14 protein-coding genes are annotated in these 17,254 nt (G+C 47.4%); 2 read left to right on the top strand and 12 right to left on the bottom strand.

Annotated features, from left to right (window positions below; translation table 11 throughout):
- Nucleotides 1–205 precede the first annotated feature (205 nt).
- A complete protein-coding gene (locus tag AC1XTG_RS05860) occupies nt 206–1,066 on the top strand; it encodes an AraC family transcriptional regulator (RefSeq protein ID WP_484841348.1) in 861 nt (286 codons plus the stop codon).
- 9 nt (nt 1,067–1,075) lie between these two features.
- On the opposite strand, the gene AC1XTG_RS05865 is transcribed toward AC1XTG_RS05860, so the two are convergent.
- The 11 genes from AC1XTG_RS05865 to AC1XTG_RS05915 all read right to left on the bottom strand — a co-directional run bounded on the left by AC1XTG_RS05865 (nt 1,076) and on the right by AC1XTG_RS05915 (nt 15,480).
- Nucleotides 1,076–1,402 carry a helix-turn-helix domain-containing protein gene (locus tag AC1XTG_RS05865; RefSeq protein WP_056279970.1) on the bottom strand — a complete coding sequence of 109 codons (327 nt, stop codon included), beginning with the start codon at nt 1,400–1,402 and terminating at the stop codon, nt 1,076–1,078.
- A gap of 4 nt (nt 1,403–1,406) precedes the next feature.
- On the bottom strand, nt 1,407–1,745 hold the full coding sequence (locus tag AC1XTG_RS05870) for a type II toxin-antitoxin system RelE/ParE family toxin (RefSeq protein ID WP_082489072.1): 339 nt from the start codon (nt 1,743–1,745) through the stop codon (nt 1,407–1,409).
- Nucleotides 1,746–1,928: 183 nt separating this feature from the next.
- The gene (locus AC1XTG_RS05875; RefSeq protein WP_056279975.1) at nt 1,929–3,365 is read right to left on the bottom strand and encodes a Gfo/Idh/MocA family protein; all 1,437 of its coding nucleotides are present in this window, start codon (nt 3,363–3,365) and stop codon (nt 1,929–1,931) included.
- A 32-nt stretch (nt 3,366–3,397) separates the two neighbouring features.
- A complete protein-coding gene (locus AC1XTG_RS05880) occupies nt 3,398–4,231 on the bottom strand; it encodes a ThuA domain-containing protein (protein WP_484841349.1) in 834 nt (277 codons plus the stop codon).
- Nucleotides 4,232–4,367: 136 nt separating this feature from the next.
- Nucleotides 4,368–5,156: an SDR family NAD(P)-dependent oxidoreductase gene (locus AC1XTG_RS05885; protein ID WP_056279980.1), complete on the bottom strand. Its 789-nt coding sequence runs from the start codon at nt 5,154–5,156 to the stop codon at nt 4,368–4,370.
- 28 nt (nt 5,157–5,184) lie between these two features.
- Nucleotides 5,185–6,390, bottom strand: a complete 1,206-nt coding sequence (gene uxuA / locus AC1XTG_RS05890; RefSeq protein ID WP_484841350.1) for a mannonate dehydratase — start codon at nt 6,388–6,390, stop codon at nt 5,185–5,187.
- 162 nt (nt 6,391–6,552) lie between these two features.
- On the bottom strand, nt 6,553–7,872 hold the full coding sequence (locus AC1XTG_RS05895) for a DUF3748 domain-containing protein (protein WP_484841351.1): 1,320 nt from the start codon (nt 7,870–7,872) through the stop codon (nt 6,553–6,555).
- Nucleotides 7,873–7,881: 9 nt separating this feature from the next.
- On the bottom strand, nt 7,882–10,104 hold the full coding sequence (locus AC1XTG_RS05900) for a hypothetical protein (RefSeq protein WP_484841352.1): 2,223 nt from the start codon (nt 10,102–10,104) through the stop codon (nt 7,882–7,884).
- Nucleotides 10,105–10,116: 12 nt separating this feature from the next.
- Nucleotides 10,117–11,292: a sialidase family protein gene (locus AC1XTG_RS05905; RefSeq protein WP_484841353.1), complete on the bottom strand. Its 1,176-nt coding sequence runs from the start codon at nt 11,290–11,292 to the stop codon at nt 10,117–10,119.
- 55 nt (nt 11,293–11,347) lie between these two features.
- On the bottom strand, nt 11,348–13,558 hold the full coding sequence (locus AC1XTG_RS05910) for a ligand-binding sensor domain-containing protein (protein WP_484841354.1): 2,211 nt from the start codon (nt 13,556–13,558) through the stop codon (nt 11,348–11,350).
- Nucleotides 13,555–15,480 carry a PfkB family carbohydrate kinase gene (locus tag AC1XTG_RS05915; protein ID WP_484841355.1) on the bottom strand — a complete coding sequence of 642 codons (1,926 nt, stop codon included), beginning with the start codon at nt 15,478–15,480 and terminating at the stop codon, nt 13,555–13,557. The genes AC1XTG_RS05910 and AC1XTG_RS05915 overlap by 4 nt, the downstream gene beginning before the upstream one ends.
- A gap of 542 nt (nt 15,481–16,022) precedes the next feature.
- Here AC1XTG_RS05915 and AC1XTG_RS05920 point away from each other — a divergent pair.
- Entirely contained in the window at nt 16,023–16,562 is a 540-nt protein-coding gene (locus AC1XTG_RS05920) for an RNA polymerase sigma factor (RefSeq protein ID WP_056279994.1), read from the top strand.
- Nucleotides 16,563–16,639: 77 nt separating this feature from the next.
- On the opposite strand, the gene AC1XTG_RS05925 is transcribed toward AC1XTG_RS05920, so the two are convergent.
- Nucleotides 16,640–17,248, bottom strand: a complete 609-nt coding sequence (locus AC1XTG_RS05925; protein ID WP_056279996.1) for a hypothetical protein — start codon at nt 17,246–17,248, stop codon at nt 16,640–16,642.
- Nucleotides 17,249–17,254: the final 6 nt, after the last annotated feature.

The following is a 17,254-nucleotide window of genomic DNA, read 5'->3' on the forward strand; positions in this document are numbered from 1 at the left end:
GTTGCAATAACTTGTTCGGGCAACCATTTAATGTAAAAATTATGCCAGTGGCCTGACTAACGCCACCTTGTAATTAACGTAATAAGAAGCGCAATCTTTTGCCAGTTAATAAATGGGATTGAATTAAGTAAATAGCTGGACTTACTGTATTTTGATAGTAAATTTGTAAATACACTTGTATTAATGTAAAAATCAAGGCAGCGCTTTGAAGGCACCTATTCATAAAAACATCGAAAGCCAGGTTCACACTGTAACTGTACAGGAGCTGAAAGCCCCGCATTTTGACCCCAACTGGCATTTTCACCCGCATTACCAGCTTTTTACGGTACTGGAAGGCACGGGCAAGCGATTGATCGGCGATTCTATTCAAACATTTGGCCCCGGCGATACCGTTTTCCTTGGTCCCGACGTGCCGCACCTCTGGCGCAGCGACCCGGCTTACTTCGACGCCGGCTCCGATTTGGTCACGCACGGTGTAGTACTATACTTTCAGGAAGATTTTTTGGGAAAGGATTTTTTGGAGAAACCGGAAATGCTCGGTTTGCGGCAATTATTGATTGAATCAAAAAGAGGAATTGAATACAAAGGCGCACTCCGCGATCACATCCGGGAAGAACTTTTAGCACAAACTAACACGGAAGGTTTCAAGAGCATTTTAAAACTGCTAACCCTGCTTGACAAGCTCGCCCACGAGCCGGGCGGCTCGCCGATTTCAAGTTATGGATACGTCAATACCTACAAAGTTTCCGAAACGGAGCGAATGCAAAAAGTGCACGATTATGTGTTGCAGCACTTTTTCCAGGAGATTCGGCTGTGTGACGTAGCGTCGCTTGCCGGTATGACGGAAGCGGCATTCTGCCGGTACTTCAAAGCGCGGGCTAACAAGACTTTCATCGACTTCGTAAACGAAATCCGTATCGGCCACGCGTGCAAGCTACTTCTGGAAGACAAATGGACGATAGCCCAAATTGCCTACGACAGTGGCTTCGACTCGTTATCCAACTTCAACCGGAATTTTAAAAAATACATCGGTCACACGCCGCGGGAGTATAAAGGCAATTACTGACGAAGACAATCAACAAAGCCGCAGATGGTGGTTGTCAATTTTAATATTAAAGAAAACCTCAGCCTGCATTGCCTTAAACACTCTGACCAGCGTTTCGAGGGTCGCACTGTTGGCACTGCTTTCAAGTTTGGATATTTGGGCTTTCCGAACACCTACTAGCTCTCCAAGCTGCGCCTGCGTCAACTTCCTCTCCTTCCTGACCTCTTTAATCATCCGTCCCATCAATTCCATTTTCAACTCATACTCGAATTGGTCCCGCTCCGGCGTTCCATTTTCTCCTATGTATTTGTCCTTGATTTCTTCCAGTGTATAAGTCTTTAATTTCTTTGTTATCATGTCATCATTCGTCTAGTTGAGCAAAATATATATTTTTTATTGTAAGCGCTCTTTTTATCTCTTTCCCTGGAACCTTATCTACCTTTTTTACAAAGCCGTGAGTCGCTACTACCAGCGTTTTCTGTTTGTTAGTTTTATCCCAAAAAGATAATAATCTTATTTGCTGCCCGCGATATCTTGTCCGGAATTCCCAAATATCACTAGTCAGTTTTTTGAAGATTCGGGGATCATTTGTGGTCTGAGCAAGCGAAATGTTAAAGACAATCTTCGCAGCTGCTTCCCGGGATAATGATGCCAGGAATTCTTCCGCATCTTCCAGCATTAGTATGTCAAAGTTCTTCAATTTATAGTGTGTTAAAAACAGGGAGAAGTTTCCAAATTTAGAAACTTCTCCCTTTCAATACCAGTAACCTTTAACTCCTGGCTTTAGCTAATTATCTATCGGCTTAAACGGTCGGATTTACCTGCTCTTGGTTCAATTAAATATAAAAGCAAAAACCCTTCCTCCCTTTCCTCCATTCTCCCTTTATTCTTTCACATAGTTAGTGCCATAAGGAGCCCTTTGCGGCCTTGAAAGCATTGAATTCGCTTCCTTATCACCAATAAATTGCTCCTTTTTCGGATCCCATTTCAATTTGCGCTGCAACTTCATTGCGGTATGCGCGATAAGGCACGCTGAGCAGGAGCGGTGCGCTATTTCGGCGTGACTGATCGTCTGTTTGCCGCTTTGAATGCTCTCGATCCAGTTTTGGTGCTGCTCCGGACTTTCGTACAAATGGATTTCATTCGCCTGGATCACCGAGCCAAGTATCTTCGGATCACTCGCGTAAAATGCCTTGTTTTCCTTTGCCGCCGCAGCCGCACCGGGATCTGACGCAGTTACACCCACATTCCCGCGTGAAACAAATATCCAGCCTTCGGTACCTTCGAATTTTACGCCATTCGGGTTCGTACCTCCGATCTCCATTTCGACGCCATTTGCGTATTTTGCATTCACCAGAAAATCACCGTGAACATCCCAGAGACCCGATCCTTTCGCAGGAAAAGTGGCCTTTCCGTCTACTTCAATCGGCCCGGTCAATTCCGTGTCCATTCCCCAATGCGCAATATCAATATGGTGCGAGCCCCAGCCTGTGATCATACCCGCGCCAAACTGCTCCAAGCGCAGCCAACCCGGACGATCATTGATGTCCGTTTGCGAATGCACGCGGTCGAGGGTATAAAATACCTCCGGCGTAGAGCCGAGCCACATATTGTAGTTCAGGTTGGCAGGTACCGGCATTTCCGCGGTACTTCCTCCCGGAGGATCGCCCGGCAGACCAACATACACCTTTTTCAGCTTGCCAATGCGGCCATTCCTTACCAGCTCGCAGGTCCTTTTGAATTGCGGCCACGGAGAAATTGATCGCTGCTGGCTACCCAATTGGAATATCACTCCCTTTTTCTTGATCATATCCGCCATCATCCGGCCTTCTTTGATCGTGAGCGAAGTGGGCTTTTGCATATAAATGTGTTTCCCGGCGACTGCGGCTTCCATGGCAGGCTGCGCGTGCCAGTGATCAGGTGTACTGATAATCACCGCGTCAATATCTTTCCTGGCCAGGAGTTCGTGGTAATCGTCGTACGTTTTTACTTCCAGGTAGTTTTCCTTGCCAGTCCGTTCCGCATATTTTTTCTCGATCCAGACCTTTCCTTTTGCCAGCCGGTTTTTATCCAGATCTGCCACTGCAATCACGTGTGCAGCTTCATTTTTGATTACTTCCGGCAAATCGTGTGAAGATCCGATCCTTCCAAAGCCAATCTGTCCGATGTTAATCTTATTGCTTGGCGCATTCTTACCAAACACACTTGAAGGAACAATGGTCGGGAACATGGAGGCGGCAATAATGCCCGCAGTCCCTTTTGCAGTTGTTTTCAGGAAAGAGCGCCTGTTCTGATCAATTTCTTTGTGATTGTCTTTCATTGCCTTTCAGGTTGGATGGATTTCTCGTTCGTTTATTTCCTGCGTACTTCATCTTGCGGGCTGGCCGCGTAAGCTTTGCTGTAATTCCGTGATTTTTGCGGACCAATAGCCCACTCGATCGCACCAAGAATGTGTTTTTTCAAATCGTCTTTTTCGTAGTCCGTCTTTTCGTGACCCAGTGAAGTATATACTGCACGACCGCCGTCGTATTCATGCCACCAAACCGAAGGAAACACGGTACCAAATGTGTCAAGCGCCTTTCCAGCTGGTTTTTGAATGGTAGTATGGTCATTTACAGCCAGTACATTCAGGTTCACCGCCATTTCCTTGACGAAGTAAAATTCATCCTTTTCGCGGTTCCAGGTTGTGGGTAAATGCGCCAGAGCGGGATTTTTGGGATCAAGGATTTTTACCGAAAAACTTTGTCCCGGCTCGTGCCAGAAAAACGTCCCGCCGAGCATATCCTTAAACCAGCGCCATTTCCGCTCCGTACCAGATGCCGAGTGAATTCCCAGGAAATTTCCACCCGACTGAATGTAGCGCATCAATGCAACGCGCTGTGCATCCGTGTCAAATACATCATTATTGGTGTTGGAAAAAATAAGGACGTCGTACTGTTTGAGATTGTCGTCAGTAAATTTCGCAGCGTCAGAAGTCGAATCCACTGCAAACCCATTCTGTTTTCCCAAAGCCTGAATCGCCGCTACCGAAGCTGCGATGTTATCATGCACATAACCCTTCCCATTCCGCGTATAAACCAATACTTTGACTTTGTTCCATTTGATTTTTTGGGCGAAAGTCGAGGTTGCAAAGGATGTTAGCAGGAGAATTACGATTATTTGAAGGGCTTTTGAGTTCAGTTTCATTTTTAGTTAATGAATTGTTAGTTGGTGGTTTATAGTTTGCCTTGCCTCTTTCTGGCTTTGTCACCCTGAGCGCAGTCGAAGGGATAAGCGTAATGCTTGCCCTTCGACTGCGCTCAGGGTAACAAAGAGCACTCTTCTAAAAACCTATCGAATTCCCGCCATCGACAGGCAGTGAAACACCTGTGATAAACTTCGCAGCTTCTGACGCGAGGAACACAGCTGCCCAGCCGATATCGTCGGGTTTGCCCCAGGTTCCCATTGGCGTACGGTCCATTGCTTTGTCACGCCGCGCTGGATCGCCATCCATTGCAGTTAACATCATAGGCGTTTCAATAAAGCCGGGGGCTATTGCATTTACTCTCACATTGTAAGGTGAAAATTCAGTCGTCAAAGCTTTTACCATTCCCCCGATTGCCGATTTGGAGGCAGTGTAAGCCACCACACGATCAATCCCGTACAATGCCGCCATGGAGGTGATCATGATAATGGATCCCCTTTTTCGCTCGATCATTCTTTTACCGCATTCGCGTGTAATTGAAAATACGGCGTGCAGGTTGGTTTGTATAATTCGGTCAAAGTCCTCATCGGTCACCTCAACCGCGTGTTTTTTCATATTAATACCCGCATTATTGATCAGTATATCGATTTCGCCGACGTTCGTTTCGATATTGTCAATCAATGCAGGAATTGATTTCAGGTCGGTAATATCATTGACGAAATAAGAAGCGTTTTCAGGGCCGAGGGTGTTGACTGCCTCTTGTAAAACAGCCTCTCTGCGGCCGGTTAATATCACTTTGGCACCCGCAGCGATCATGCATTGGGCAATGTAAAATCCGATTCCGCTGCCTCCGCCGGTTATCAGTGCGCGTTTTCCTTGCAGGGAAAATGCCGCCTGGGCAGTTGTTAATGCGAGTTCTTCTGGCATAGATGAGCCTTTGTAAAATGGATTATTGTTAAAACTGCGGGAGCGACCTCAAAATACTCATTTCAAGTCCGCGTAATTCAGCAAGTGCTTTCAACCGCCCGATAGCGGAATAGCCGGGGTAAGTTCTTTTATGAAGATCATCCAGCATTTGAAATCCATGATCCGGCCGCATAGGCAGTTCACTGTCAACATATTGGTCTGCTTTTCGCCTTTGTTCTTCCTGTACCAATGCTTTCACAACTTCGTACATATCCACGTCGCCTTCCAGATGGGGTGCTTCGTGGAAATTCAATGGGTTATCGCTGTCGCGTTTGGTAGTTCTTAAATGCACAAAATGAATGCGGTCGCCAAACATTTCAACCATTTGTGGCAGGTTGTTGTCAGCCCGTACCCCAAGCGATCCTGTGCAGAAAGTGATCCCATTTGCGCGCACATCGCAGGATTGCAACAATTGTGAAAGGTCCGATTCGGTACTGACAACACGGGGCAATCCAAGCAGGGATTTTGGCGGATCATCAGGATGAATGCAGAGGTTAATGCCTAATTCCTGAGCCAGCGGGGCAATCTGCCCTATAAAATAATAGAGATTTTCGCGCAGTTCTTTGTCTCCGATATGCGCGTATGCATTAAGCAAGCTTTGAAATTCAGTCAGCTCAAAAGCCTCTTCGGAACCGGGCAAACCGAGCAAAACGGTATTGGTCAACGCGCCAATTTCTTCCTGCGACATTGCATTCAGTTTAGCGAGTGCCGATTTTTGAACCTCAGGCTCGTAATCGTTTTCAGATCCCGGTCTCTGTAAAATATAAAGGTCAAAAAGGGCGAAATCCTCCCAGACAAAGCGCAGCGTTTGCTGGCCTTCGGGAAGCGTGTAGCTGAGTTGCGTGCGCGACCAGTCCAGCACCGGCATAAAGTTGTAGCAAACGGTTTTGATCCCGCAAGCTGCCAGGTTGCGCAGCGATTCCTTGTAGTTGCTGATGTATTTTTCGCGGGAGGGTAATCCTTTTTTGATATCCTCATGAACCGGCAGACTTTCAACAACCAGCCAATGCAGTTCGGTAAATTGTGCATTACCAGCCTCGATCAACATTTTTCGCTCTTCAATCGCCTCCACGGACCAAACCTCACCAACCGGAATCTGATGCAGCGCACTCACGATCCCGCTGCAACCCGCCTGCCTGATATCCATTAAAGACACCGGATCATTCGGCCCAAACCAGCGCATTGTTTGAATCATAATTCAATCTTTGAAGTAAAATGTGATTGGTTATATCAAAACCCACATCGCAATAAACGCATGTTTCTATCTGACGCAGAGAGTAGAACTATTCCCTTACAAAATTGAAAAAGCCGATGAATACATTTCACCGGCTTTTTCAATTCAGGCAATGGTAAGGTCTTAAAATATATTTGTTAATACGAAAATCTGCTGCGTCTTGCCTCCGGTACTTGCATCCTCCACCAGCCTGTTGCAGGCAAGTACTTGCCCGTCATGTGACCAGACCAGATTAGCCGGCGCTTGTTCGGACGGAGCTGTCAGCACTCTTATTCTTTGCTGAAAAGATGCATTGCCAATTTCGCATATCATTATTCTTTCTTCCCATACATAAGCAATATACCCGCCACCGGGATGCCACCGCACATTTCCTTTCACATCCGAATCGTGGTTAGTAAGCTGCGAAGCCTCTCCGCCGAGAGGCGAAATCGTGAATATTTGGGTGATTCCGTTTTCATCTTTGGCGAGGAATGCAAGTTTTGAGCCGTCTGGCGAAGACCTGACAATACCGCTGCATCCAGGGAAAGCTGAGTTTGCGGTAAATGTGATCCGCCGCTGAACTGTACCTGCCGGCGGCATTGGAAAGTCGCTGGCAGTTCCTTCGAGTGGGCTCAGGGGGCCGGGTTTGGTAATATCGTCGGGAATGTCGACTACAAAAACTTCGGGTACCTCATTGCCGTTGCTATCGACCACGGTCCCCAGAAAAGCTCTCGCCAGTTGCAGACTTCCATCAGGCCTGACGTAACCTTTCTTCCCGATCCAGCTATCGTTTGCTGCATGATTAATCTCGTCACTGCCGGGCTGGGGTTTCGGCACGACGCGCACCACAACTACGCTAAACCATTCGCCCGGTACATTCTCCGGGGTGGCCGGCACATCAACCGGGCCGATGTTTGCTGAAACACCAATTGTCCGCAGGTTGCGTTTGGTTCCCGAAGCATCTTCCAGGGCTTTCAGGATCGCGTCGTTGTAAGTAAATCCGATCCATTTTCCATCGCCGCTCCATTCGTGCCGGTGCGTTCCGCCGCGCAGTGCGCCAGGGGTGAAGGGTGGGTCAATATTGCGGGCGTCCATAAAAACCGGCTTGCCCGGCTCAGCACCCCGGACTATCACGCCCGTTCGCCGCCATTGCTGGTAAGGATTATCGGCCGTGCAGCTGGAAAGCCCGTGAATGAACACCACCGCGTCTTCCACAGGACTATAACTTACCGCCCCTGCACCCGGCCCCCACTTTGCATTGTCGGATATCTGGTAAATAATCCTTACTTCGCCCGTTTCAATGCATACCTTCTCAATCCGCGCAGATTCCGGAATGCCGCCAATATCCGTTCTGGTATCATAAGCCAGCCACTTTTCGTCAGGCGAAAAATTGTCGTTGTTGTCGAGATCGTGGTGGTAGCTCAGGTCAAACGTAAGCTGCTTTTCCACTAAATATCTAACCATTATTCAATATTACTTCTGTGGTGCACTGATTACCCCGAGGTACCTTCCCATCCAGTAAGGAAGCAGCCAGATATCTCCCGCGCTGTGCTCAGAAGCGCCATTTCCATGATTTCTATCCAATCCGAACATATTTCCATTGTGTCGCTGAATGGGCCGCTCGTCGGGAGGCAGTACTTCTTTGGTAGTCTGCTTGCGGAAATTTGGTTCGATCATCTCAATGTCTTTCCGGTGGCTGTTTTTGATCACCCAATCAATAAGATCCAGCGGGTGTTCCTGTAAATACCAGACTGCTTCATTCAAATCAAACTCCTTCGTGCCGGTCAGTGCCGTAAATATATTCCAGGCCCCTTCTTTTTCAGGCCGCTCTGCTTCCCAGTGGTCAAGGATGGACTCTTTGTATTTGGCTTTCAAAGTATCATTGAATGCGTATCTGTACAATCCCCAATAACCTATAAAGTACATTTCGTCATCGGAGTGGTTCCATCCGTCGGACATATGTTTGGCATGCTCATCTGCATCGGCAGGCGCTTTTCCGATCTCCTTCATCGAGCGCATCATATTCTCGAGATAACCATGTTTGGTCATCAATTCGAATGCTTTCGCCTTATATTTTTCTTTTTTGGTAAAATGATAGGCAGTCTGCAGCATGGAGACAATGTTGGACGAATTCAGCTTCCGGTCGCCTACATTGGTCGGGAAAGAATTCACATATGCCGGATTCCATTTCCCCCACATAGTTGGTTTTCCATCAAAATCGATGAGGTACATATCATTTTTGACAATGTGCGACATCACGGTATCTATCAGCATGATCGCCTTGTTTTTCAATGCGGGATCGTCAACAAGCTCCGCCATCGCGCCAAATGCGAAAACATGCCCTATAACCTCGTCGCTGCTCGTCGTCGATTTCCAGTCCCATTCTTTTTCGGGAGAATGCTGCCACCTTTCAGGATCATGCAGCTCCTTGATGTGCCCGGAACGCTCAAAAGACCGCGCAGGAAATCCTGGTACCGGGTTTACCGTATACAACCTTTCCATTGCTTCCAGCGACTCGCGGCAATTCTGTAAAGCTTCGGGATCTTTCGTTACCGCATACCTGAAAATCTCGCCACCCAGATACATCGAAGTCCACAAACCGTCATTATCCGAATCTTCCATATAACCCGTTGCCAGGTTCCCGTGATCCATTTTAGCAAGCGTAGCATTAAAACCGTTACGAATGTGACGTTTACGAACCTGCTCTTCAAAAAACAGCGCTTTTTCTTCCAGCGTCATCGATTTGAACCGGATTTGTCCAAGCCCCTTTGTTGTCAGGATCAAAACAGAATTACCAGGACCCGGCTCAATGTCCGTGACCACATTGCCCGGAAGCCAGCGTTCGCCGTAGTAATAGTCGAACTTACCGTCTTCACGAAGTGCAAAAGCGCCCTGATCTGATCCAAACCATAACTTTCCATTGATTTCCTTCACCGCAGTGATCCGCGTAGCAGGCAGTTTCTTTGCAATTGTTCCCGCTTGCTTACCTGTTTTTATGTCAAAAACGAGATATCCGTCGGAGGTACCTACCACAATATTACCTGCCTTATTGGCGAGCGTAAAACTCGTAAAGCCCGACCCGTCCATTACTTTGGAGAGCTTATTGTCTGCGAGCGTGTACAAAGACTTTTTACCCAAAATCCAGAAAGTGTTCTTTCCGGGCTGATCGATCAGATCCAGTACTTCGTCGCCTGGTAAAGTACCTGTCCACGTCGCTTTTGAATCCTTGATCAATTGCAGCGATTTGCCGTCACTTACCAGGAATGTGAAGTCTTTCCCGCCAGCTATTGTTTTTGCATTGGTCAGAGTATGTTTCGAAAACAAAGTTCCGGCCCACGCATTGCTCATAACCACCGCATTGGTGAGATATACAAACTGGTTTTCGTACACTATCAGGTCCACAACCTTTTTGTCCTTCATAAACCGGTAAGTATCGTCTGCCTTGATACTCCCGGGATAAAGAAACTCGCCTCCTGACAGGTGCTGCAAGCCTTCTTTGGCCAGGACCTGAATATTCCCATTGCGGTCTGCCGCCACTTTCAGCAGCCTGGCTTTGGTCGTATCCGCGTAATATTTGATGCTGTAATCCTGCTGGAACGGCTTGTCTTTGTAAACCGGCTGCGCATTCAATTGCACGCTCCATGAGTAAAGGGTAATCGCCAGCAGCAGGAGTGTAAAGTAATTTGATCGTTGCATTAAAAAGGTAGGTTAAGGTAAGCGCGTCGGGTCAACGACAACATATTTAATAGACTTTTTGCCTTTTTCGGGATGATGCGAGTAGGTCATGTGCATCAGTCCGTCGGGTGTCTGGATCAGCGAAGGGTAGGAGTACCCTCCTTTTCTTGACTCATCATTTTCAATGGAAAAGCGCTTCCAGGTCTTGCCTTCGTCGGCCGAGGTTCTGAGCGTCAGTATATAGCGTCCGTTTTCAATATCATTTCCCAGAAAAGCCCAGCGGCCGTCTTTTAAGACAATGAGTTCTACGCTTGCTGTGTTGGGAATGTCCGTTTTGCGGGTTGCCTGCCAGCTTTCACCGTGGTCGGCACTTTCGCTGACATGCACCCGGGTAGGCTCGTCGCCACTGTCGCGCATAAACGCCAGCAGGTCTCCATTCTTTTTCCTGATAATGGCGGGCTGAATGGGGCCGCGACCAACAATGGGCAGACCCGGACGCCAGGTTTCTCCATTATTCTCTGAAATCGCCGTCATTGATAAATTAAAGCCGTCGGAATACAGCGGGAGGATAATTTTCCCGTTTTCGAGCAAAAGCGGTTTGATCCGGGTCATCCAGCCGATACTTCTTTTGGGTGCATCTTTGCTGGCTGCGATGATCATATCGTCGTATTTCGGCGCATAACCAGCCCAGCCTGCTGTAAGGTGTGGCAGCGTTTTCAGTTTCTTCTCAACTTCTTCTGCAAATTTCTCGTCTGGTTTCAGGAGAATGTTATCCTGCCATTCCCAAACCGGCGCGCCTGGTTTGAGGTAGTTTTCAGAAGTTTTAAGACGTAAAATCGATTGCTCCCAAAGGTTAGCTTGTACTGCAATCCAGACCAGGAACAATTTCCCTTTTGCATTCAGAAACAATACAGGGTTACAGTCTGGAATGTTGGGTGTATCAGCAAGCAAAAATGGCTCGCTCCATTTGTTTTCCCCTTTTCTCAGTCTGGCACCCATGATCTTCACATCATCGGAAGTCCGCTCCCCGCTTCCATGGAACCAGGTCGAAAGGAAATCACCATTGGGCAAGCTCACGATACTGCTGCCGTGAACATGTTGCGGCTGGTGCGGGAATACAAGCATTTGCTTCACAATTGCGCTTTCCTGCGCAAGCACAGCAATACAGAGAAATAGGGTCAGGTTAAGAGTCAGTAGTAGTTTTTTCATAATGCGGCTATTTTGAAATCATTCCGAGGTACCTCCCCATCCAGTAGGGTAGCAGCTAAAACACAGGTTCGCGCTCTACCTGCGGGTTGCCTCCTGCTGCTGTCCAGGGGTTTTTGTCCCAGCGCACTGTCATTCTGATGCTGGGCGGCTGCAAAGTGCTCACCTGCTCATCTTCAAGCACGGGTGTACGCACAATGCGGATATCTTCTCTCGTTCGATGGTCTATCGGCCAGTCGATCAGGTCCAGCGGCGTGTCTGTCAGGAAATCAACGGAGTTCTGTAACTCGGCTTTTTGATTAAGGGTATAGTTGTAAATAAAATTGATCAGCGGGTTGTGGTCGCCTTTCCGGTGGGTAAACCATTCTTCCAAATGTGTTTTGTAAAATTTCAAACGCTCAGGATCGGTTTCGCACCGAATCAGTATCGGGTAGAGATACGCCTGCAGCACTACATCAAAATAGATAAACCAGGCCGGGTTTTGGCTTGTTATCTGCGCCATATTTTCCAGATAATGTTCCTTTTCGATCAGCCGGACATATTCCCGCTGGTATTTCTCCTGACCGGTCATGAAGTGGGCTAGCTTGATGAATGCGAGTACCTCCATGGAATTCTGGTTTCGGTCGGGTAGCCACTCCGGGCTCCGGCTCAGGTCGTCAGGCGACCATACCGACCAGCGGGTATGTGTTCCGTCCACGTCCATCAGGTTCAGGTTGTGCGCCATCAGGTAATCAACCAGCTTAGCTAGGTGCGCGGCAATGCGTTTTTTCTCTGCATTGTCAGCCACAAGCGTGTAATAGAAGTAGTAGCCGAACATATGTCCGCACATCTCATCGCTGCTGGTATCGCCTTTCCAAAGCCACTTTCCGTTTTTTGACAAATGCCAGCGTGTTTCGACAGGCTTGAAGCGCGGCTCTTTCACGAGTTCATCTGCTTTTTCACGATCAGTGAATGTGCGGTTTTCGTCGTGCATGTGCTTCCATTCAGAAGGGATTATGGTTCTGGCGAAGAAGCCGCTGGTGCCGGTAACTTCCTGCAGGAGTGTCAAAAAGCCGAATGCTTTTTTTGCATTGTTTTTTGCTTCGGGATCTTTCGTGGCGGCATATCTGAAACTTTCCATTGCCAGGTAGTTGCCCGTGTATTCGCCGTCGTTGTCGTCGTCTTCCGGCTCCCACGAAGTTGTGTCGCCAGGTATTTTCAAATGTGCCTGTCCCGCGATCCAGGGTGCGCGGATGTGTCTTTTTGCAAGTACATCGCTGAAAAACGTGCTTTTCTGTGCAAGCGTCATTTTCGTTTTCATGATTGCACTTACTCCTTTTGGTGTGGCGATCCAGGCATTTCCATTTTTGTCAAAAGCAATATCATTGACCTGATCGTCCATCAGCCACCTTCTTGAAAAGAGCAGTGATCTGGTTCCATTCGGGCGAAAGCGAACTACTCCTTTTTGGGTACCAACCCACATGGAGCTGTCGGGAGCGAGTCGCACAGTAGTTACATAAGTTGAGGGAAGTCCGTCTTCAACGGTCAGCTGCGACTGTTTTTTGTTCTCATTCTGGATAGTAACACCGCCCAGACCAGCTACCCAGAGTTTTTTGTCTTTATCAAAAGCCAAACCTTTCGCATAGCCGCTGATGAGGTCAGTGGTTTGATAAAAATGTAGAAGCTCTTTTTTATTCCAATGGTATAAACCCACATCAGTGGCAATCCAGAGCCCGTTTTCTCTATCTGAGATCACATCCCTGACAGATCTGGCAAGCCTGCTTTTCTCACTTACAAACCCGGTTCCCTTATTTATCCAAAAACCATTTGGCCCGAGTACATATATACCATGAGTTGTGGTACAGATCGCGGAAATGGGTCCTTTCGGTCCCTCGACTTTCGAAGCTACCCCGTCTTCATATCTGTAAAGCCCATTCCAGGTTCCAAGCCAGATAGTGGACGCGCTATCTTCTGCAATTGCGTAAGCCGGTCCGTCGTTTTCACCGGATATTACCTTTGACCATTCAGGTATCCCATTTGGTTTTAAGTAAATCCCGTCACCAGTCGCAGCCCAGATATTCGAATTCCGATCTACAAAAATGCGCCTTACTTCATTGGCAGATGGATTTGCTCCGATCACGAAAGCCTCGTGACGCTCCTGCCAGAAAGGCCGGTCTTGATACATTGCATTTGCCTGTACCGGATCAGCCTGCTTTTTACACGAGAAACAGCATTGTAGAACCAGGAAAATGAATGGCGCCAGACAGGCTTTGAAAACGCTCAGGTTCATGCCTCGACGTAGTTGACACTTTCCTGGAACAGCAGCCCGATCAGTTTTTTGTATTGAGAAAAATCCGGTATCAGCAACTGTGCGCCCGCTTTGACCAGTCTGGGACGCTTTCCCGGATTGTGTCCAAAACGTTGTAATTCATTACTGGTGATGCCTACCGCAATTCCTCCTGCTCGCCGGCCCTCCCTGATCTCGTCGGGACCGTCGCCAAAAACGGCCAGTTCATTGCCCCGCAATCCATTCTTCTGGATGATTTTTTCAATGATCATCTTTTTGGAAAACTTGGTGTAATCCCTCAATGCGCCGTAAATGCCGCCATCAAATAAATGCGCATAGCCCAGCATCTCGGCTTCATGTTTTACATCCTCTGCATCGGTTCCGCTGGCGAGATATAGTGTTACTCTTCGCGCTTTAAGCTCCTGCAGGAATGCAACCGCACCTTTCATTGTATAGTCGTCAGTACCGAGCTCACCTTTCACAAGCTTGTCCATTCGCTTGCTCACCATTTCCATCAATCCATTATTGTAAAGTTCCTTATACTGAAACTTATCGAGGATCTCATTCTCCGGAACATAACCGAACTCGCGCACCAGCTTGACCAAACCTTCCATTTGGTAAATGGTTTGGATACCTGTGGTTTTATGGATAAACTGTTTGACCTCGCCGGTAACTTTCTGGAAAGTACCCGCATCAATGGTATCGAAATGATCTCCGAGGATCGCTTTCATCATTACCGGCTCCATAATCTCTTCCCAACCCTGCCGCAGCGAGCTGATCGTGCCGTCATGATCAAACACTGCATAACGTATGTGTCCCATTTTTTCCAGCACACCGGGAACGCACAGCTCAAAGTCGGTTTCAGGCACGTAAGCAGCAATGCGCCCGTTTTCTGCCAGGTCTGCATTGTATATGTAATCGGGATCTTTGCTGATCAGCAGGATTTCTTGCGGACTCGCAGTTCCTGTTGTGAACAGCTTCTGCACAGTCACTGCAGCCGCGAAGTTCCCGAAATGCGCAGCTTCTTCGGGAGCGATACCTGCGGCTACGCAAAGTGTAATCGCACTGATCGCCGTGTCGCCTGCACCAACAGTATCCAGCTTGTTTTTGAGTTGCAACCCGAGTACTTCGTGATAACCATTTTGGTCAAATGCAATAATCCCCCGCTCGCCGCAGGTCACAAAAACAGGCTTTTGGGAACGTTCAAATATTTGTGTTCCGTATTTAAGCACGTCACTGACGGGGATGTGTTCGTCTGGTCCTGGCTGCAAACCTGCGAGTGAAGCAATTTCACGGTCGTTGGCTTTCAGGTAGGTATTTGAAAACCGGTCATTGAAATGCCGCGAATCGAGCATCACAATCTTGTTATTATATTTTGCAAAAAGCGCGTTTGCAGCAGTTATAAAGGCTTCATTGTTAATGCTGCCGGTTACCTGCTGGTTGAAAATCAATGCATCGCACTCCTGTAATGCAGTTTCAAGCGCCGCAAGGATCTTCTGATCTGTCTCCGCACTTCTTTGGTTGAATACCCCGAAGTCAATCCGCGGCTGCTCTTTTCCCTCGACAATGCGTTTCAGGTAGCAGTAGGTCGTGAATTTTTCCTCCTGGACAAACAGCGAGCCGGTATCTGCGCCAAGCTGCTGCAACTGGGCAGTTAGCTCTCTTCCCTGCATATCGTGCCCAACTGCGCCAATTACCCGGATTTCGGCCGGGTTCAAAGCGGAAAGATTGGCCACTACATTGCCCGCTCCGCCGGGTGTATAATAATGCGTTGCAACTGCCTCGGTCCATAATCCGGTTTCAATGGAAATTTCCGAGCCGGCTTTATCCATAACCCAATACGAATCCAGGCAGAAGTCGCCGTAAACAGCGATTTTCACTCCTTTTATTTTGTCAAGGATGGTTGCAATGCGATTCTCGTTCATGCGGTGTAAGCTGATGCGGTTTGAAATCGGTTTCTGTTGTCGGCTATTATACTCTTCATAATTGATCGCGGGCTATCCCGGGTTGTGCTCATTTGTCCGGGCCTTTAAATAATTGTTAAAAAATCTTGTGACCAAATCGCGGAATGTGCGTCTAAATAGTCGCATACATGCCCGGGAAAAGGAAAATCGGGAAAAATGTAAACCCAGTACTATGTATTTATAATCAAACTGTTAAATAAAATGGCTTTGCGCAAAATGAAGATATTTTTACGCAGTTTGCGATTTGCAATTCAATACAGTGATGTAGTTTTATCAAACATTTACAGAACACCACTCAAAAGAAAACGTTACTGAGCTTTATAGCGGCAAAACAATCGGCTGAACAGTACGCATTTCGACCAACAAAATTTTACAAAACAGTATTGATACAATTAAAAAGACCCGTGTAAGCTAAATAGGCTTATCAATTGAATAATTATGATTTTGTAAAGATTGAATATTCGGATTTACCCTTTTTCTATATACAATAACCCTGAACTACCGTGGCCTACCCTGACGAAAACACCCTGCGCAAAGTAACAGAAGGCGATGAAGCTGCTTTTGCCGAATTGTACAACCATTTCAAATCTCCCGCGCTGAGATTTACAGCCTCTTTGCTCAAAGATGAAGAGGAAGCTGAAAACATGGTTCAGGATGTATTTATCAAGATTTGGGTCAAGCGCGCGCACATCAAGCCTGACTATAATTTCAACTCCTACCTCTTTACCTGTCTGCGCAATATGGCTTTTGACCATTTCAAAAAAGTGGAGAAAAGCGAGCAGCTGCGCAGGAATTATATGGAGGCGATCAGGGCAGCAGGTGAAGAAGAAAAAGAGGAAAACGAAAGAAGGCTGAACCTCGTACAGGCGGCTGTTGACTCACTTTCTGTGAAAAGAAAGCAGATACTGAAACTCAACATTGAAGAAGGGAAATCCTATCAGGAGATCGCCGAATTTCTCAGGATATCAAAAAATACTGTTAAGAATCAACTGGTTAAAGCGAAGCAGATTTTGCGCGATAAGGTTGATTTTGCGACGGTTTAAACCATACTACATTCCTAAATCCAACAAAAAACCAGAAACTGTGCAGGTTTCTGGTTTTTTGTTTTGTTAAGAGTATGTTATTTCAACTCACCCAGTTCAGCAAGTCCGATTGAGCTTAAAGCCTCTTTAAGTTGGTCGATCGTTAAGTTGTTTCCCTCGACGTTTACTACGTAGCGATCGGCAACAAGGATGTTGATTTCTCCCGATTTACTTTGGGTATCGTACTTTTCAAATGCCTTGTAACCTTCGAGCGTGGTTGTTTTTTCGTAGCCGGTGGCTGTTTCTTTGTCAATATCTGCCATAGACCAGGTTGCAAGCGCCATGGTAGATACGCCGGCAATGCCGCCGGTATCCACAATTTCTATTTCAAGGTTTGTATCGCCGTTCTTGTAAGTGGCCTGCGCAGTAGATACGGTAAAGCCCATTGCACCTGACTTTTCACCACTGGATTCGACGCGTTTGAGCCCGATCAGTTTGCCTGGAAGTAAATCTTTGAGCTTTCTGAAATCAACAGGATCCACCGTTTCGCCGTTTCCCATTGCTTTCGCTTTGTCAGTGAGCGCCTGTAATGCGCCCGAAGCGGTTTCAGTACTGTCGGCTTCATCTGCAGCATTGTCTTTTCCGTTACATCCACCCAAAATCAGGGAAGCAGAAAGAAGCAGCGCGAAGATCGGTTGAGTTTTCATTCCGCC

It is taken from the genome of Dyadobacter sp. HNCC25DJ183, assembly GCF_056895175.1.